The 19857-nt window shown below is 38.6% G+C and carries 18 protein-coding genes; 2 read left to right on the top strand and 16 right to left on the bottom strand.

What is annotated here, in order from left to right; genetic code table 11:
• Positions 1–245 precede the first annotated feature (245 nt).
• The 16 genes from MJY40_RS03950 to MJY40_RS03875 all read right to left on the bottom strand — a co-directional run bounded on the left by MJY40_RS03950 (position 246) and on the right by MJY40_RS03875 (position 16688).
• Positions 246–884 carry a cytidylate kinase-like family protein gene (locus MJY40_RS03950; RefSeq protein ID WP_317855761.1) on the bottom strand — a complete coding sequence of 213 codons (639 nt, stop codon included), beginning with the start codon at positions 882–884 and terminating at the stop codon, positions 246–248.
• 297 nt (positions 885–1181) lie between these two features.
• The gene (locus MJY40_RS03945) at positions 1182–1385 is read right to left on the bottom strand and encodes a large ribosomal subunit protein bL28 (RefSeq protein ID WP_317855760.1); all 204 of its coding nucleotides are present in this window, start codon (positions 1383–1385) and stop codon (positions 1182–1184) included.
• 116 nt (positions 1386–1501) lie between these two features.
• Positions 1502–2149 carry a thiamine diphosphokinase gene (locus MJY40_RS03940; RefSeq protein WP_317855759.1) on the bottom strand — a complete coding sequence of 216 codons (648 nt, stop codon included), beginning with the start codon at positions 2147–2149 and terminating at the stop codon, positions 1502–1504.
• Positions 2142–2807 carry a ribulose-phosphate 3-epimerase gene (rpe, locus tag MJY40_RS03935; RefSeq protein ID WP_317855758.1) on the bottom strand — a complete coding sequence of 222 codons (666 nt, stop codon included), beginning with the start codon at positions 2805–2807 and terminating at the stop codon, positions 2142–2144. The genes MJY40_RS03940 and rpe overlap by 8 nt, the downstream gene beginning before the upstream one ends.
• Positions 2808–2809: 2 nt before the next feature.
• The gene (gene rsgA / locus MJY40_RS03930; protein WP_317855757.1) at positions 2810–3691 is read right to left on the bottom strand and encodes a ribosome small subunit-dependent GTPase A; all 882 of its coding nucleotides are present in this window, start codon (positions 3689–3691) and stop codon (positions 2810–2812) included.
• Between the two features lie 24 nt (positions 3692–3715).
• Entirely contained in the window at positions 3716–6220 is a 2505-nt protein-coding gene (locus MJY40_RS03925) for a protein kinase domain-containing protein (protein WP_317855756.1), read from the bottom strand.
• Positions 6220–6963: a Stp1/IreP family PP2C-type Ser/Thr phosphatase gene (locus tag MJY40_RS03920; RefSeq protein WP_317855755.1), complete on the bottom strand. Its 744-nt coding sequence runs from the start codon at positions 6961–6963 to the stop codon at positions 6220–6222. The genes MJY40_RS03925 and MJY40_RS03920 overlap by 1 nt, the downstream gene beginning before the upstream one ends.
• A gap of 17 nt (positions 6964–6980) precedes the next feature.
• Positions 6981–8015, bottom strand: a complete 1035-nt coding sequence (rlmN, locus tag MJY40_RS03915) for a dual-specificity RNA methyltransferase RlmN (protein ID WP_317855754.1) — start codon at positions 8013–8015, stop codon at positions 6981–6983.
• Positions 8016–8018: 3 nt separating this feature from the next.
• A complete protein-coding gene (gene rsmB, locus MJY40_RS03910; protein ID WP_317855753.1) occupies positions 8019–9365 on the bottom strand; it encodes a 16S rRNA (cytosine(967)-C(5))-methyltransferase RsmB in 1347 nt (448 codons plus the stop codon).
• A gap of 255 nt (positions 9366–9620) precedes the next feature.
• Complete coding sequence (locus MJY40_RS03905; RefSeq protein WP_317855752.1) at positions 9621–10295, bottom strand: zinc metallopeptidase; 675 nt, start codon at positions 10293–10295, stop codon at positions 9621–9623.
• A 15-nt stretch (positions 10296–10310) separates the two neighbouring features.
• A complete protein-coding gene (gene fmt, locus MJY40_RS03900; protein WP_317855751.1) occupies positions 10311–11237 on the bottom strand; it encodes a methionyl-tRNA formyltransferase in 927 nt (308 codons plus the stop codon).
• 357 nt (positions 11238–11594) lie between these two features.
• The gene (gene def, locus MJY40_RS03895) at positions 11595–12062 is read right to left on the bottom strand and encodes a peptide deformylase (RefSeq protein WP_317855750.1); all 468 of its coding nucleotides are present in this window, start codon (positions 12060–12062) and stop codon (positions 11595–11597) included.
• Positions 12063–12159: 97 nt separating this feature from the next.
• On the bottom strand, positions 12160–14598 hold the full coding sequence (priA, locus tag MJY40_RS03890) for a primosomal protein N' (protein ID WP_317855749.1): 2439 nt from the start codon (positions 14596–14598) through the stop codon (positions 12160–12162).
• Positions 14599–14864: 266 nt separating this feature from the next.
• On the bottom strand, positions 14865–15137 hold the full coding sequence (gene rpoZ / locus MJY40_RS03885; protein WP_317855748.1) for a DNA-directed RNA polymerase subunit omega: 273 nt from the start codon (positions 15135–15137) through the stop codon (positions 14865–14867).
• 1 nt (position 15138) lies between these two features.
• Positions 15139–15747, bottom strand: a complete 609-nt coding sequence (gene gmk / locus MJY40_RS03880) for a guanylate kinase (protein WP_317855747.1) — start codon at positions 15745–15747, stop codon at positions 15139–15141.
• A 53-nt stretch (positions 15748–15800) separates the two neighbouring features.
• Positions 15801–16688 carry a YicC/YloC family endoribonuclease gene (locus tag MJY40_RS03875; protein WP_317855746.1) on the bottom strand — a complete coding sequence of 296 codons (888 nt, stop codon included), beginning with the start codon at positions 16686–16688 and terminating at the stop codon, positions 15801–15803.
• A gap of 340 nt (positions 16689–17028) precedes the next feature.
• Between MJY40_RS03875 and MJY40_RS03870 the strand changes: the two genes are divergently transcribed.
• Positions 17029–18798: an Rqc2 family fibronectin-binding protein gene (locus MJY40_RS03870; protein ID WP_317855745.1), complete on the top strand. Its 1770-nt coding sequence runs from the start codon at positions 17029–17031 to the stop codon at positions 18796–18798.
• 482 nt (positions 18799–19280) lie between these two features.
• On the top strand, positions 19281–19748 hold the full coding sequence (locus MJY40_RS03865; protein WP_317855744.1) for a heme-degrading domain-containing protein: 468 nt from the start codon (positions 19281–19283) through the stop codon (positions 19746–19748).
• Positions 19749–19857 lie beyond the last annotated feature (109 nt).

Here is a 19857-nt window from a genome sequence, read left to right as displayed (position 1 = left end):
CTTACCTCCATATCTGGTATATTTTCACTAGACAACACCATATTTAGTGCGTTGCCTAAAATAGATATCATTTAAATTATACGTCAACTACGCTTTGGATTCAAGGAAAACTTACATTTTAATGCTACTTTTACGTTTTCTGATACCACTCTCATAATTCCATCATTGATTATTCATGATTACATCAAAAAAGAGATGAATTTCAAATCCACCTCTTGCTATTGAATCCTATACGTTATAATATCTTATTCCACATCCAATTTTTGCCCCATTTGGAACTCTACATACATTTTAATGAACTCTGCACACTTATCTCTACCTACACGATGACTATTGATGAACAAGTCATAATTAATTGGATTTGTCCATTCTTTACCTGTATAGTATTTGTAATAATCTGCTCTATATTTATCTGTTTTTTGAATGAGCTGATTTGCTTTTGCTTCTGAAACATACATTTTTTCTACAATGGATTTCACACAAGCTGCTCTAGGTGCATCCACGTAAATGCGATATACATTGTCATAATGCTCCAAAATATGGTCTGCACACTTTCCAACAAAAATACAAGATTGTGTTAACGCCAAAGAACGTATGATTTGTGCTTGCAAATTGAACAAATTGATATCGGAACTGAAATCCTTTTCTCTTGGAGAAAGCACATCTTTATGCGGAATCCCTTTGAGCATTTTGATGAAGTGATTGCCACGTACTCTTTCATCCGTATCATGGAACAATGCTCGATTGATCCCACTGGCATCAGATGCCATATCCAAAATTTCATTTTCATAACAAGGAATGCCCAAAAGTTTACTCAAATCCTCTGCAATGCTTTTCCCGCCACTACCAAAACCTCTTGCAATTGTAATACAGTAATTTCCCATTGTACCTTCCTCCTTCTTCATTGTTTTAGGTTTTTTCTTTTGCAATATTCAAATTCACTGCTTTTTGTATAAAAAAACGCCACATAAGAATTGCTTCTTATATAACGTCATTGTCATATCTTTTCAAGGAGCATTGGATTTCCTATCCATTGCATATCCATTCGTTGATTTGATGTTACCACCATAGCACCAAATCTGTCAACACAAATCTATTTATGCAATTCTGTTTATCCAAAATATTTCCCTATATACGAAAAAAAGTCCCTTCCACCTGGAAAAGACTTTTAAGCGCTTAAATTAGATTGCACGTGTAATTTTATTTGCACGCATGCATCTTGTGCAAACGTAAATTGATTTCACATTGCCGCTTGCTTCAACAATTTTCACTTTTTTTACGTTTGGTTTCCATTTTCTATTCGCACGTCTACTTACTTGACTACGATTGATACTAATTCTATGACCGCCAATTTGGCCTTTTTCACAAATTTCACATTTAGCCATCGTTCGCACCTCCCTCTATACTGCTAATTCATGTGACACAACAAAGATATTCTATCAGAAAATGCAAGCTATTGCAAGACAAATCACTCTTATTTTCATATTTTTTTCATTTATTTTCAATCTCTTGCTTGGATTACGAAAAGATACCCTTCTTTTGCTGTGATTTTTGCTGTTTCTTTGGTCAAAACGTTACTCACTGCAATGAGCTCATCATCCAAACTCAGGTCATAATTGGTCAAAGGATATGCAAATCCTTCCAATGTAAGCCCCTTTACTTCCATAGATAGGGGTATTGTAGACACCAAATCCCCTATTTTACCTTCCAAAACCAGTTCCCCTTCCATCAACTGCACCACATTGCGTTCATCCACTAGACGTGCCACAATGCCCAATTTCAGCAACCATAAAAGCAGGTGTGCATTTGCCAGTGTATGGTCAAAACGATTGCCAATACCCCCTAAAATGGTGATATCCTTTGCGCTAAGCTCCAATGCCAAACGTATGCCCAGTTGCATATCTGTTTCATCTTTATGGGTTGGAAATTGATGTATGGGTATATTCTGTCCTTGGAATTCCACAAAGGTTGCATCTTCCACAGAATCGAAATCCCCAACAATATAATCTGGTACAATTCCAAGTGCCTTTGCATGTTCCAAACCACCATCACAACAAATGACAACATTTGCTGGTTGTAGGTATTTCTTGCAAAATCCATAGTTTTCTATGGCAGCACTACCAAAGACCACAGCACGCATTTTACTCATACTCCTTACAGACTGCTTCCAATTCTGCAATGGATGCTGCAATATCACCTTTGCCAAAAACAGCAGTTCCAGCAACAATGACATTTGCACCCGCTTCCAAAACAATAGGAAGGGTATCCATGCTGACACCACCATCTACTTCGATGTCATATGTGTAGCCAAATTCTTTCTTCCATTGTGCCAATTTCTTGATTTTTTCTACTGGTTCTGGCATAAATGCTTGACCACCAAAGCCTGGATGAATGGTCATAACCAAAATCAAGTCCACATCCCCAAGATATGGTGTCAAAGCTTCCACTGGTGTTTGTGGATTGATGGTGATACCCACCAAAGCACCTGTTTCTTTGATTTGTTTGATGACTTCTGCTGGATATCTTGTAGATTCCAAATGGAAGTTCAACAAATCTGCTCCCGCATCACGAAATGCTTGGATATAGTTTTCTGGTTCCACAATCATCAAATGCACATCAAACAACATATTGGTTGCTTTACGAATGCCTTTGATCACAGGTACACCATAAGAAATATTGGGTACAAATCGACCATCCATAACATCCAAATGCAAATATTTGATTCCGGATTCCTCCAAAACTTTCAAATCTGCTCCCAAATTGGTGAAATCAGCAGACAACATAGATGGTGCAATATAAATCGCCATTTTTATTTTCTCCTATCTTCTTCCTCTTTCAATTCTGCATATAAAGACAAATATCTATTGTAACGCTCTTCGGAAATACTTTTGCCTACTTCCCCTTTCACAGCACAATCTGGTTCGTGGATGTGCAAGCAACCGTTGTAATAACAGTCATGCACAAAAGGTTCTATTTCTTTGAAATAATAATGCAATTTATCAGATGGAATGTGGCTCAAGAACAAGGAAGTAAACCCTGGTGAATCCACGATGTAACTTTTGTCTGTAATACGAATCAGTTCTGCATGTCTTGTGGTGTGACGACCCCTTTGGATCTTTTCACTCAGTTCACCAGTAGATAGATTCAAGCCTTCAAAGGTTGCATTAATCAGACTGCTTTTGCCTACACCAGAAGGTCCCGCAAATACAGAAATCTTATTCTCCAAAGCATCATGGAGTTCATCCAAACCCAAGCCTTCTTCAGCACTGGTACAAATGACAGGGTATCCTGCTTTTCGATACAGTTCTGCCACTGGTTTGTATGCTTCTTTTTTGTCCTTATCAATCTTGTTGATGACAATACAAATTTCCAATTCTTGTTCTTCTGCAAGCAACAAAAAACGATCCAACAAATCAATGTTCATATTTGGACTTTTGGCAGCAAATACAATGACTGCTTGCTCTACATTGGACACTTTTGGACGAATCAACTCATTTTTTCTAGGGTAAATTTCATCCAAACTACCTTTTTTCTTATCTTCATCCAAAACAGAAATGCCTACATAATCACCAACAGTCGGTCTAATGCCTTCTTTTCTGAAAATGCCCCTTGCTCGTGTTTCATACACACCATCTTCTGTATCGATGTAATAAAAACCACCAATACCCTTTACAATTACGCCTTTTTTCATGTTATCTCCTTATTAGGGGTTCACTCAACCAGAAAAATCAACATTTTCTGTCCATTGCAACGCATCATTGATATAACAGCTAACGGTACCAGAACCTTCTCCTGTGACGGTCACTGTATATGGGAATTCAGAAATATCAATATACTCATCCATAACTGCCAATGGTCCATTGTTGTCAATCAAAACCATACGTACAGATACTTCACCTGATGCGCCATCTGGTGCTGCAATGACAAATGTATGTGAAGTTGACACACCTGTAGAAGTGCTGGTTTCTTCTTCTTCATCCATAAAGATAAATTCGCCTGTAATTGGATCAATGTAAACACCTGTCAAATATTCACCTGTGTTTGGATCCAATACACCAACTGTGCCTTCACCATTGCCAAGACTGACCACCAAATTGACCACACTACCCATAGACACTTCTGCACCACTGGAAATGGTTTGTGCCATAACCAAGCCTGCTTCTACCGTATCACTTTCTGCTTCTGATATACTACCTACCACCAAGCCAACTGCATTCAAATCGGCAATGGCATCTTCTTCTGTTCTACCAACAACATCTGGAACACCCACTTTACGATTTTCTTCACCTTTGCAAACCACCAAAGTGACTGGTGTACCCATATTGATTTCGCTGCCCACTGCTGGGTCTTGTTCCACAACAGTTCCTGTTTCAACGCCTTCTCTTTCTTCATATTCAATGTATGGAGTTTGTCCAATGAGCAATTGAATTGCATCCATGGCTTCCATTTCTGTCATATTGACAAGGTCTGGCATTTCTGATGAAATATAACCTGAGCTGACTTTGATACCAATTTTGGTTCCAGATACAATGGTGGTTTCTTCCCCAACAGATTGGTAAATAACCATACCTTCACCATAATATTTGTTGTCTTCTCTTCCTTCTTCCACCAATTCAAATCCCAAAGCTGTTGCAGTTGCCTGTGCTTCTTCCAATGAAGTACCTACCAACAATGGCATAGAAATTTTGTTTTCTTCTGCCACAAAACCACCAACACCTTGGCTCATGGTACGCATACCCCAAATGCTGATACAACCAATGATGATGATAGAAAATAACACTGCTGCTACAACAACCAAACGTTCTGCTTTGCGATTCTTTTTGTTGTCTGTTACATCCTGGTCTGATGTACGTTTGAATTTTTCAGAAATACCAGCCCAACTACCATGATCTTCATAGGCATACCCTGGATCTGGTTCTTCTTCATACTCATAATCATCTTCATAATCTGCATCGTCATCGGATTTGGAGATTTGGAATTTTTTCTGATATTTCTCAATACCTGCCATAAATCCACCTTTTACAGATTTTTCTTCCACGTAAGTTTCCTCTTCTTCTGGTTCAAAATATCCCGCTTCCACATATGCAGGTTCTCCAATTTCTGGTTCTTCTGTTTCTGGATATGCTTCTGCTTCCTCCATACGTGCTCTACGTCCACGATACACACTTTTCACTGCAATGGATCTGGTTTCTGTTCTATTGTATGTGGTTTCTTCTGGGAGTTCTGTTGTTGGTGCTTCTTCCATATATTCTGGATGTTCACGGAGTTGTGCTGCCACTTCTGCACGTCTGGAACGTCTTGTTGGTGTTGCAGAAACCATTGCTGCCACTGCATCTTCCTTTGGCTTTGGTTTGCGTTCCATACGCCCCATTTGTGTATATTCTTGGACAACACCTTCTTCTCTTGCACGAATCAAATCACCCAAAAGCAAATCAATGCTTGCATAGCGTTCATCTGCTTTCTTCATGGTTGCTTTTTTGATGATGGCTTCCAATGTTTTGGAGCAATTTGGATTATACAAACGAATATCAGGCAATTCTTCGCTGATGTGTTTGAGAGCAATGGAAACAGAATTATGACCTTGGAATGGTACCACACCTGTCACCATTTCAAACATAGTGATCCCCAAAGAATAAATATCGCTTTTTTCATCTACATAGCCACCACGAGCTTGTTCTGGTGAAAAGTAGTGCACAGAACCTGCTGCATTTGCTGTTGTGGTCATGGTGCTTGCTGTGGCTGCTCTTGCAATACCAAAGTCTGTCACCTTCACAACACCATCTGTGCTGACCAAAATATTTTGTGGTTTGATATCCCTATGTACAATATGCGCTTTGTGGGCTTGTGCCAATGCTGATGCAATTTGAATGGACACATTCAATGTGGAACGTGTATCAAATGGTGCTTTTTCTTTGATGGCAGTTTTCAAAGTATCGCCATGGATGTATTCCATAACAATATAATTCACATCGCCTTCTACACCTTCATCGTATACCCTTACAATGTTTGGATGTGACAATCTTGCTGCAGAATAGGCTTCAGTACGAAAACGACCCAAAAAGTCTTCGTCTGTTACAAATTCTTCTCGTAACACCTTGATGGTGACATAGCGTTCTAATTTTTTATCTTTTCCACGGTATACAACCGCCATACCACCAGAACCAATTTTTTCAATTACCTCATATCTATCGCCAAGGATAACTCCTGCATTCAACAACATTAACCTTTACCTCCTACATCTATCAAAATCAAAGATACATTGTCATATCCACCACGATCGTTTGCAGCATCAATCAATTTCTGTACTTTCTTTTCCAAGGAAATGCGTTTTCCTAAAATTTCTTCCATTTCCTTATCTTCCAACATGCCAGTCAAACCATCTGTACAAAGCAACAACAAGTCACCTTTGATCATTTCTTGAATATACGTATCCACCTCTACAAAATTCCCCATACCAATGGCACGTGTGATTTCATTGCGTTTTGGATGTATTCTTGCTTCTTCTTCTGTGATTTTTCCTGCTTTCACCAATTCCATAACATAAGAGTGGTCCACAGTCAAAGGAATCAATTCTTTTTTGTGGAACAAATAGGCTCTACTATCGCCTACATAGGCAATATAGGCTTTCTTTTGTTGTACCGTTGCAGCCACAATTGTAGTACCCATATCTGCAAAATTCCGCTCTGTGTTGGCAACTTCATAGACACGTTTGTTGCAGGCAACGATACCACCCACCAACAAATCCAAAACATCTTCTTCTGTATATTGATGACCTTCTTTTTTGACAAATTTCAAAAAGGCTTCAATTGCAAGATTGCTGGCAATTTCACCTGCATTGCAACCACCCATACCATCTGCAATCAAAAATAAATTTTGTATTTCGTCTGTATCTGTTGGCACAAAGATGGCATCTTCATTATTCTTTCGATGTTTGCCCACATCGCTGATTCCAACTGCTCTCATGTTACCCCTCCCAAAACTTATTTCTGCATATGGCTTCTACGAAGTTGACCACAAGCGGCATCAATGTCACTTCCTAGTTTTCTTCTAACGGTTGTTTCTACGCCATTTTTCTGCAATATTGCAGCAAATTTTTTCACATTTTCATTGGAGCTTTTCACATAGTTTCGCTCTTTTACATCATTGACTGGAATCAAATTCACATGACACAACATGTGTTTCAATTTGCCTGCCAATTCCCTTGCATAGGCTTCACTATCGTTAACCCCTTGGATCAAAGCATATTCAAAGGTGATACGTCTATTGGTTTTTGCAATATATTGTTCACAAGCCATCAGCAATTCTTTCATTGGATTTGCATTTGCAACAGGCATTGTTTTTCTTCTCACTTCATCGTTTGGTGCATGCAAAGATACTGCTAGGGTAATTTGCAGACCTTCTTCTGCCAATTGGTTGATTTTTGGAATCAAACCACAAGTGGACAGTGTAATGTGTCTTTGTCCCATATTTTGACCCAATGGATGATTCACCAAACGTAAAAATTTCATAACCGAATCGTAATTATCCAAAGGTTCACCACTACCCATCAAAACCACACCATGGACACGTTCACCAGAATCTTTTTGAATTTCATAGATTTGGGAAAGCATTTCACCAGCACTCAAACTGCGTTCCACACCATCAATGGTAGATGCACAGAAGGTACAACCCATTCTACAACCCACTTGTGTGGAAATGCAGACTGTATTGCCATGTTCATATTTCATCAAAACACTTTCGATGATGGAGCCATTTTCCAAACCAAAGAGATATTTTCTGGTGCCATCTTCCTTAGAAATCAAGCATTTTACAATAGTCACAGGCTCTAAAGTTGCTGTTTCTTCTAACTTTTCTCGTAAACTCTTAGAAAGGTTTGTCATATCCGAAAAAGAAGATACTTGTTTTGCATGGAGCCAATCAAAAATTTGTTTGCCACGAAATTTAGGCTCACCAAGCTCTTTCAAAAATGCTTCTATTTCTTCTAAGTACAAAGATTTCAAATTGACTTTCTCCATCTCTTAACCCTTTCTTCTCAACTTGCTGACAAAGAATCCATCTGTTCCTGAAATATGGGGCAACAAAGCGATATACCCAGCTTTTGCTGTTTCCACAGACCATTCTTTTGGAATATATTCTGAAATATCCTCAGCAACAAAGTCCTCATTGTTCGCCAAGAACCATTCTACATTTTTTTCGTTTTCTTTTCTGGACAAAGTACAAGTGCTATAGACCAATACACCACCAGCTTTTACATATCTACCAGCATTTTCCAAAATATCTTTTTGTACAGGCACCAAATCATCGATTTCTACACCACTTTTTTTCAAGCGAATGTCTGGTTTCTTTCCAATCAAGCCAAATCCAGAACAAGGTGCATCCACCAACACACGATCGAAGCTTTCCACATATGCATCATTCCAAACAGTTGCATCTTGCAAAGTTGGTTGCACAATGGTATATCCCAAACGGTTGGCACCATCTGCCATCAATTCAATTTTATGCTCATAAATATCACCAGATACCACTTTACCAGTGTTTTCCATGGTTTTTGCAATGGTGAAACTTTTGCCACCAGGTGCAGCACACAAGTCCAAAATGCTTTCGCCCTTTTGTGGGTCTAAAATTTTCACAGCCAATTGAGAACTTTCATCTTGCACATGGAAATACCCTTTTGTGAATTCTTCCATACGTCCCAAATCTGCACTACCTTTCAAATGAAGTGCATCATCTGCATACATACCAGGCTTCACTTGGATACCACGTTTTTCAAATCTTTTGGTCAATTCTTCTGTGGAGATTTTCAAGGTATTGACGCTGATACTCACATCTGGAGCTTTGTTATTTGCAATACAAATTGCTTTTGTTTCCTCAAATCCATAATATGCAATCCACATTTTCACAAGCCACAAAGGATGTGAATAGACCACATGCAAATATTCTGCTGTATTTTCATCAGGCAAAGAAATCTTGTCCTTTTCACGTCCAATGGTACGCAAAACACCATTTGCAAATCCTTTGAGTTGACGATAGCCACGACTTTCCACAAGTTTTACACCTTCGTTACAAGCAGCAGAATCTGGAATGTTCATAAACATCATTTGGTATACAGAAAGTCTCATCACTGCCAAAATAAGAGGTTTCATCTTTTCTGTTTTGGTTTTGGAAAACTGGTTTATGACATAATCCACATAATACAAATTACGCAAAGTGCCATTGACCATTTCTGTCACCAAAGCCTTATCTTTTTGTTGCATGGCTCCATTTTGGCGCAATACCTTACGCAAAACCATGTTATTGTATGCTCCTTCTTGTAAAATTTCTAAAAGTGCATCTACAGCAACTTCTCTTGGGTTAATTTGTATCATATAAATTCCTTTCTGAATTTCCATTTTGCGATTGGGTCAAGACCCAACCCTACAGACAATATTTTCGATTGGTTCATATCCAACCCGATCAACAACATACTATACACAATTATCACATAATACTCTATTATACCTTTTTTTGTGACATTCAGCAATAAAAACCGACGTATTTTATAGAATATTAAGGTTTTTTTATCATACCAAAAACGCAACAAAAGCCAGCTTACAATAAGCCGACTTTCGTAATTTTCTCTATTAATCGCTACGTCTACCAAAAATGGAAATCAAACGCAACAATTGAATGACAGCTGTGATGGCTGCTGCAACATATGTCAAAGCTGCTGCACTGAGCACTTTTTTTGCACTGCCAATTTCATCTGTATCCAAAAAGTTTTGGTCTACCAACAAATCAATTGCACGTGAAGAAGCATTGAACTCCACAGGCAATGTGACCACAGTGAACAAAACTGCCAAAGCATACATAGCAATCCCCAAAGTAATCATGGTGTAGCTGGAATTGCCACCAAACAACACACCAATCAAAATCAAAGGCATTGCCATTTTGGAACCAAAGTTAGAAACTGGTACCATAATACTACGCAACGCAAGTGGACCATAACCCACATCATGTTGAATTGCATGTCCTGTTTCATGGGCTGCAATGCCAAGTGCCGCTACAGAAGTGCTATCATACACACCTTGAGACAAGCGCAAAGTTTTGCTTCTTGGATCATAATGGTCTGTCAAATTGCCAGCCACACGTTCCACTTGTACATCGTAGATACCAGAATTTTGTAACATTTCTGTTGCCACTTGTGCACCTGTATAGCCACGTCTATTGCGTACCTTTGCATATTTGTTATATGTGCCTGTCACATTTGCTTGTGCCCACATAGATAAAATCATTGCCAAAATCAATAAAAATAACATATTGCTACCTCCTTCTTATTGTAAAAGGTCGCCTACATTCACTGCATGTCCACGTAAATAAGCATCTGTCAACATACGTTTGCCACCTTTTGCTTGCAATTCCAAAATTTCCAAAGCACCTTCACCACATTTGACAGTAAAGCTTTTCTTTGTCACAGAAAGTACAGTTCCACAAGGACTATCTGCCTCATCTGCCACAACTTTACCTTTGAATAGCTTCAAAACTTCTTCGCCATATCCAGTATATGCACCTGGTGCTGGATCCAAACCACGCATCAAATTGCGGATAGAATCTGCTGATTTTGTCCAATCAATGTGACCAGTTTCTTTGGTGAGCATTGGTGCATAGGTTGCATCTGCTTCCTTTTGTGGAATACGCTCTACAGTACCATTTTCCAATGCAGTAATGGTTTCTATCAACAAGTCTGCCCCTGATTGTGCCATTTTATCATGAACCACTTCAAAATTATCATCAGGCAAAATTGGAATTTCCACAGTCAACAACATATCGCCTGTATCCATACCTTTTGCCATATACATAGTTGTAATTCCTGTCACTGCATCGCCATCGATAATGGACCATTGCATCGGTGCTGCACCACGATATTTGGGCAATAAAGAACCATGTACATTGATACAGCCATATTTTGGAATATTCAAAATTTCTTCTGATAAAATTTGACCATATGCAGTTACTGCAATGAGATCTGGTGCCAATGCTTTGAGCTGCTCCACAAATTCTGGTGCTCTGGCACGTTCTGGTTGCAAAACCTCTAAATTTTGAGATAGAGCATATGCTTTTACTGGTGTTTCCACCATTTTCTTTCCACGACCTTTTGGTCTATCTGGTTGGGAAATCACTGCCAAAATTTCATGATGTTTGCAAAGCGCTTCCAATGAATACACTGCAAAATCAGGTGTTCCCATAAATATTACTTTCATATTGTCACCTCTTGTTTGTTTATCCTTCTAGTTTTTACTTTCGAAAATACCTGCAAACCACAAACCAGCCCCAATTGCAAATATTACAGCTATACATGTTGATATAGTCATTGTTTTAATCTCCAGTCATCATATATATACCCTTACCTGATTATATAAGCCCCTTTATCTTTAGTTGAGATTTGTCATTCTGAGGAGAGATTCGTAGCGACGAAGAATCTTTTGTTTTGCGGTCGATTCGTGAATCGCCCCTACAATTGCAGCATATTTAAGCAATTCGCAGTTTGTAAGGGTGGATTCCATATCCACCCATTGGTTTTGTGGCTGTTGATGACAAATCTATTGTTCAAATGCCAATTAGTCGTCCTCAAATTCCAATTCATCATCTGGAATCACTTTATCAATATACAAAATACCATCCAAATGATCCAACTCATGACAAAGAGCAACTGCCATCAATTCTGTGCCTTCTACAGTGATGATTTCACCTTTACGGTTCAGTGCTTCTACCTTCACATATTCTGGTCTATCCACAACACCACTTTGTCCAGGAACACTCAAACATCCTTCATAATCAATTTGAGAACCTTTCATTTCTACGATTTTTGGGTTGATCAGCTCCACCAAACCATTGCCAATATCAATGACCACAACACGTTTCAAAATACCCACTTGTGGTGCTGCCAAACCAACACCATTTGCATGACGCATAGTATCCTGCATATCATCCAATAAAGTCAAGACGTTTGGTGTGATTTCTTTCACGGGTTTACAAATTTTACGCAACACTTCATCTGTGCTGATGCGAATGTCTCTAATAGCCATTTTTCTTCCTCCTAAATGCCTTCATTTCTCTATTCTCATTGTTGTTATTCTATCACAAAAGCATATTCCATACAAGGTAAAAGACCTTAAGAATCTCTTATATTCTCCTTGTCATATGAATCCAAATGTGCTTCTTATTTTGCTTCATTTCCTTTTGCAGTGCCTCCACAATGGTCAAGACAAATGCTTCCAATTCTCCTTCATCATCTCCTTGGAACAGCACTTTTGTTTTATATTCTCCACGGAAATAAGAAATCATTGGTTGTGTCAATCCCATTGCAAAAAATGCATTGGTTGTATTATATTCTGCAACAATTCCTTCCAGTTTTCCCAAAGCAAATGCCACATTTTCCTTTGTTTCATCCACAACTTCCACTGCCAAATATTCAGCAAAGGGTGGGTAACTCATCATCTGACGGAACATGGATTCTTCTGTAAAAAAGCCTTTGTAATCCTGCTTTGCTGCAAATTGCACTGCATAATGCTCTGGTTGATATGTTTGAATGAACACCTGACCTTTTTTCTCACTTCTACCAGCTCTACCACCCGATTGTGTGATGATTTGGAAGGTACGTTCAGATGCAGCATATCCACCTACATACAAGGACAAATCTGCTGCCATAATGCCAACCAAAGTAACATTAGGAAAATCATGACCCTTTGCCACAAGTTGTGTACCAATTAGGATATCCGCTTTTCCTTTTTGGAAGGTTTCCAATATCTTTTGATGGCTACCCTTTTGGGTTGTGGTATCCAAATCCATACGCAAAATTCTTGCTTCTGGAAATAATTTTCTAGCTTCTTCTTCTAACTTTTGTGTGCCTGTTCCAAAATAACGGATGTATTTCGATTCGCATTTTGGGCATATCTTTGGACTGGGTTCGCTTTTGCCACATTTATGACAACGCAAACTACCATCTTTTTCATGATAGGTATAAGGTGCATTGCAATCTTCACACATCATCACATGTCCACAGCTTCTACAAGAAACAAAGGTAGAATGCCCACGTCTGTTGAGGAATAGAATCACTTGCTCTTTCTTTGCCAATTTCACACGAATTGCTTCTTGTAATTCACGTCCAAAGGGTGACCAATTTCCTTCACCCAATTCTTTTCGCATATCCAAAATCTGCATCTGTGGCAAAATACCACCAGCAGTTCTCTCTTTCATTTCCAATAGGCGATACATCCCCTCTTTTGCCTTCTGGTACATGGCAATTTCATGGGTTGCACTCCCCATGAGGACAAGTGCATTTTGTTGTTTTGCAAGCTCCAATGCCACTTCTCTGGCATCATATCTTGGTGTGGTATCTGACTGGTATGTTTGTTCATGGGCTTCATCCACAATGACAACACCCAAATTGGAAAATGGAGTAAACAAAGCAGACCTAGGACCTATCATCACTGAAATTTCACCATCACGTGCCATTTTCCATTGATCCAAACGCTCTGCTTGTGACAATTTGCTATGTGTTACAGAAACCAATGACCCAAATCGTGATAAGAAACGCTCTAAAATTTGAGGTGTCAAAGAAATTTCTGGCACCAACACAATGGCTTGTTTACCTTCTGCCAACACACGTGAAATGGTTTGCAAATAGACTTCTGTTTTGCCACTACCTGTGACACCATGGAGTAAAATCGGTGTTTTTTCTGATTGTTTGCGTTCCAGTTCAATTTGTTCCAAAACATATTTTTGTTCTTCTGTCGGTTGAAATGGATGTGTTTTCTCCACAGTTTTCAATGAAAATACCACTCTTCTAGCTTCTGTGGTTTCTTCCAATAAAATTCCCTTTTGCAATAAGGTTTTGTAGCTGGATTTGGAGAACCCCATTTGCTCCAACTGGGATACTTCCATGCTACCTTCACCATCCAAAGCCAAAATCAAATCTTTTTGACCCACATATCGCTTATCCTTTTCTGCTTTTTGGAAAATGATATCCACACCTTCTGCATCTGGTGATAAGGAAATGTATTTTTTGAACTTTTGGAATGCATTTCGTTTCATACTTTGGCGAATTGCCAAAACACCTTGTTTTTCCAAAGCATACAAAGCATTCTTTGCACCTGAAACTTCTTTTTCTAATTCTGATACATCTGTTGTACCTTCTTGCAATTTTTGCAAAACTTCCAGTTCCAAACCTTTGTATTCTGATACATCCACATCTTTTAGCAGTGCTACGAAAAACTTACTTTTTGTACGTATTCCTGCTGGCATCATCATTTGCAAGCACTGGTTTAAGGTGCAGAAATAACGTTTTTGCATCCAAAGTGCCAAAGAAATCATTTGCTCTGAAAACATAGGCTTTGCATCTTCTGTAATCTCCAAAACAGATTTCAACTTGGATTCTGCCACTTCACTCTCTTCTGAAAAAGACAGTACATATCCCTCTGTTTTCACATTGCGTCTACCAAAAGGCACAATGACACGTGAACCAACAAACACACGATGCTCCAAATAAGAAGGCACCATGTAGTCAAATACACGATCAATCTCTTGGGTGTTGATACCCACAATGATTTTTGCAATTTTCATGGTTGCCTCCTTTCTGGTTTCTAATGACAATTTGAAACAATAAAATCCGTTGCTTGCTTTATCAAATGCTTATAATCTGTAGAAACGTTTGTTTTGTAGGGGTGACGTTTCGTCACCCGTTGTTGCCAATTACAAATTGATGTTTTGTGGCAATTTATGACGGGATGTCGAGGACGCCATCCCCTACGTTATACTACACATCATATAAATCATCTCTACAATTGTACAAAAAAGGCGATGCTTATTCGTCATCGCCTAAACTGTTATTAATCTTCGTCAAACAATCCTGTATCCATGCTCATTTCTTCTTCTGACAATTGACCTTGGCGAATTTTGATTTTACCTTGGTGAATTTCATTGACTGCAATGGAAACTGGTTTGTCTACCACAATTTTATCCACCAATGGATCTGCATGGTCCACCAATTGTCTGGCTCTTTTGGATGCTGCAATTACGATGGTATATCTACTACCAAGTGTTGCGTCATCTGTTTCTTTGCTGATTACTTCTAATAAATCTGTATAGGAAGGTCTTAACATTTTACATTTCTCCTTTGAATATCTTCTTCATATTTGGGTTACGACTACATCTCATTTTTTCTGCGTGTACCACAGCCAAAATATCTCTTGTTGCTTGTTCTACGGATTCATTGACAATTACATATTCGTATTTGTCTACCATTTCCATTTCTTCAAGTGCTCTACAAATTCTACGATTGATAGTATCTGCATCCTCTGTTCCTCGATGGGTTAAGCGTTTGCCCAATTCCTCAAGGTTTGGTGGCATCAAAAATACCAACACCCCATCAGGATAAATTTGTTTCACTTGCAATGCGCCTTGTACTTCAATTTCCAAAATCACATTTTTTCCTTGACGCAATTGGTCCACCACATATTTCTTTGGTGTTCCATAGAAGTTTCCACAAAATTCAGCACATTCCAACAATTCATGATGGTCTCTCATTTGCAAAAAATCTTCTCTTGTATGAAAGAAGTAATGTATCCCTTCTTGTTCATATTCCCTTGGTGCTCTTGTGGTTGCAGAAATGGAAAGTGCAAAATCATCTTTTTCACACAATTTTTCTACAACTGTACCTTTGCCAGAACCAGATGGTCCAGAAAGGATCAGCAATATTCCCGATTTCTTCATTTCCATACCCCTTCTATCCAACTCTCAAATGCCATTTCTTCGGTTCCTCTTTCTTATTCCAAGTTTTGTACTTGCTCCCTCATTTTTTCAATTTCACTTTTCAGTTCAATGGTAGCACGCACAATTTCCATATCGTTTGCTTTGGATGCAATGGTATTGGATTCACGGTTCATTTCTTGAATCAAGAAGTCCAACTTTCTACCCACTTGACCACCTTTTGTGATGATTTCTTTCAGTTGCACCAAATGACTTTCCAAACGAGTGATTTCTTCATCCACACATCCTCTGTCGGCAAAAACAGCAACTTCTGTTGCAATTCTTTGAGGATCAATGTCCACTCCATCCATCAAGTCTTTCAAACGATTGTTGAGCTTTTCTTTGTATTCCAAAACCACAATGGGTGATCTTTCTTTGACAGATGCCACCAAAACTTTGATGTTTTCACCTTTTACTAGAATATCATCTGCCAATGCTTTGCCTTCACGTTCACGCATAGAAACAAATTTTTCTACCGCTTCGTCCAAAGCAACAGACAACACAGACCAAATCATTTCTTCATCCTTTTGTGGTTTTTCCACAGAAATCACATCCGGGAATTTTGCAACCAATTCCAATAAATTCTCATCGGATTCGCCAAGCAACCCCTGCAAAACTCTCAATTTTTCTGTATATGCCACAGCCAAGTTTTCATTGAGTTTCACTTCCACATCATCTGCAGAAAAGGTTTCAAAATTGATGTACACATCGGTTTTGCCACGGAACACATTTTTCATAATGCGTTTTTTGATTCTATCTTCCAAGCTCGCCAAAGAACGTGGCAATTTGATACCAATTTCGTTGTATCTATGGTTGACAGATTTCATTTCCACTGTAAATTTACGTTCTTCACCAATAAATTCACCTCTACCATAGCCAGTCATGCTTTTTACACTATTGCCCATATCTTTTCCTCTTTTCCTTTTGGATTCCCCTTTTTTCTGTGATATCAATTCACAAAAACATTGTTCCCCATTATAGACCAAAGCTCCCAAAAAGGCAATGAAAAAATTGAAATTTCCTTCAAATTTTTAATCTGTTTTTAATCTTTCATATTTTATAGCGTGAAATTGTATAGTATGGTATACTAGGCATGAGCAAAGCTTATGCAATGAAAAACGAAGAGTTGAAAACCAAGATGGGTAACTGTAGGGTTGTGTCTTGACGCAACCGAGGAATGGTCAAGACCATTCCCTACGTTTATTTGAACTCACACCAATATTGGGTTAATATAGGAGGTAACACATGGCACTAGACGGCATTACAACAGCAGCAATGATACATGAACTAAAAGACTTACTCATTGGTGGTAGAATTGATAAGATTCATCAACCTACATCTGATGAAATTCGTTTTTCTGTTCGTGGTATGGGTGTACAGCACAAGGTGATTTTGTCTGCAAATTCCAGCAATCCACGCATTCATATTACAGAAAGCACAAGAGATAACCCTATGACTGCACCACTGTTTTGTATGGTCATGCGAAAACACATTGCTGGTGGCAAAATTGTGGATATTGTGCAACCAAACTTTGACCGAATCGTCATCATCAAAGTCAATGCTTCCAACGAAATGGGTGATATGACCACCAAAAATATTATTTTGGAAATTATGGGCAAACACAGCAATTTGATTTTGACCGATGAAAACGATAAAATTCTGGATTCCATCAAACGCATCACCCATGAAAAAAGTTCTGTGCGTGAAATTCTTCCAGGCAAACAATATGAATTCCCACCAATGCAAGACAAATGCAATCCACTTTTGGCAGAAAAGGATGCTTTTGTGGATTTGCTCAAACTTCCAGAAGGTAGAAAGCTCCAAGAAGCCCTCTATCAGTCCTATACAGGCATCAGTCCTGTGATGGCAAGTGAAATTTGCTTTAGAAGTGGTTTGGATGCATCTACCCCTTGTGGTGAACTTTCCTTGACACAAAAAGAATCTTTGTTTCTAGCATTCCAAACTACCATGCAAGAAGTGGCATCTGGTGATTTCACACCAAAAATCTACTACCATCCAAATTCCAATCGTGTTTTTGATTTTGGTGTTTTGGAAATGCAACAATTTACAGAATTGCCACAAAAGGAATATCCCTCCATCTCCAGATTATTGGAAGGATTTTATTTGGAGCGTGACACAGCTTATCATTTGAAACAAAAGGCTCATGATATGCGACGTTTGGTTTTGGTAAACATCGAACGTTGTGTCAAAAAACGTGATATTCAAGAACGTACCAAAAAAGATACCAAGAATATGTACAATTGGAAGAAAAAAGGAGAATTGATCACTGCCAATATCTATGCAGTATCCCAAGGAATGTCTTCTTTCAAAACCATTGATTTTTATGATGAAAACATGAAAGAAATTGAAATCACATTGGACCCAACCAAAACACCAGCAGAAAATGCACAATCTTATTTTGCAAGATACAACAAAGCAAAACGTACCCTTGCAGCATTGGAAATCCAAGAAAAACAAAACAATGAAGAATTGGAATATTTGGAAAGTGTACTCAATTCTTTGGAAACAGCAAAAGAAGATGGAGATTTGGCAGAAATTCGTACAGAACTTGCAGAAAGTGGGTTCATTCGTAGGCAAGTACCCAAAAAAGGTGCCACCAAGCCAAAGAAATCCAAACCAATGCGTTTCACTTCCTCTGATGGATTTGAAATGTATGTAGGCAAAAGCAATTTGCAAAATGATGAATTGACTTTACGTTTTGCAGATGCAACTGACCTTTGGTTCCATACCAAAAACATTCCTGGTTCTCATGTCATTGTACGCACAAATGGAACTGGTGTTGCACCAGATGCCACCTTGGAAGAAGCTGCAAACTTGGCTGCATTTTATAGCAAAGCAAAAACCAGTAGCCTGGTACCAGTGGATTATACCATGAAGAAAAATGTAAAAAAACCAAATGGTTCCAAACCGGGTATGGTGATTTATTTGACCAACCAGACCATATATATCACCCCAAATGAAGATGATGTGAAACGTATTTCTGAAGAAAATTGAGTGGCAGAGTATTTATATTTTACGCAAGCGTGAAATAGTGAAGAATTAAGAATGAATAGCGAAAAGTTTAGAATGTTTAAATGAAATGTACATCCGTAGGGGGGTCCCATGCCCTCCCATCATGAATTACCACAAAACTCAAGTATGCAGTTGTAGGGTTGATTCATGAATCAACCATTGTTCTTTGAACGGGCGACCACTGGTCGCCCCTACGAAAACCGAAACCATAAATATGATGTACTTGTAAGGGCACCCTTGTGTGGGTTGCCCGTCATGAACAGCCACAAAGTTCAAATGTGTTATCATTGTAGGGCAAGGGTTCTACTCTTGCCGTCATAAATTGCCACAAATATCAATTTGTAATTGTAACCAACAGACAATGAAACGTCACCCCTACAAAACAAACGTTACTACAGATTATAAGCTTTTGAAAACCACACAAGCCATTACTATTTTATTTATATATCAAAGGAGGAAATTTTATGGAATTATTAGAACAAATTGCAATTTGTAAAAAACAAGAGGAAACTTGCCAATTCACTACATTCGATAACGACACTGCTTGGGAATTGGGCTGTATCCTTGTCAATCGTGCAAAAAAAGACAGTTTGGGTATTTTGATTGACATTTCTTTCAATGGACACACCTTGTTCAAATATTGTGCAAAGGGTGCAACTGGTTACAATGACCAATGGGTTTTGCGTAAACAAAACACTGTCCACTTACAAGAAATGAGTTCCCTTCGTTTTGGTTATGAAATGGCACAAGCAGGCAAAATGGATACCCTTCCTATGTATTTGGATCCATATGATTACGCTACTTGCGGTGGTGGTTTCCCTATTATCGTCAAAGGTACTGGTGTTGTCGGTTGTATCACTGTTTCTGGTCTCAAAGACACAGAAGACCACCAAGTCATCGTAGATGCTCTTATGGAATACTTTGGCAAATAATTCTCCTATCGCAACAGGTTGATGAAGGCATCAGCCCCTACAAAACTAATAGAATCAAATAAAAAACCCTCGAGTCTATCATCAGATTCGAGGGTCATTTTTTTGAAGT

It is taken from the genome of Chakrabartyella piscis (assembly GCA_030067835.1).
GTDB lineage: Bacteria > Bacillota > Clostridia > Lachnospirales > Anaerotignaceae > Chakrabartyella > Chakrabartyella piscis.
This window is presented reverse-complemented; position numbering and strand designations above follow the sequence as displayed.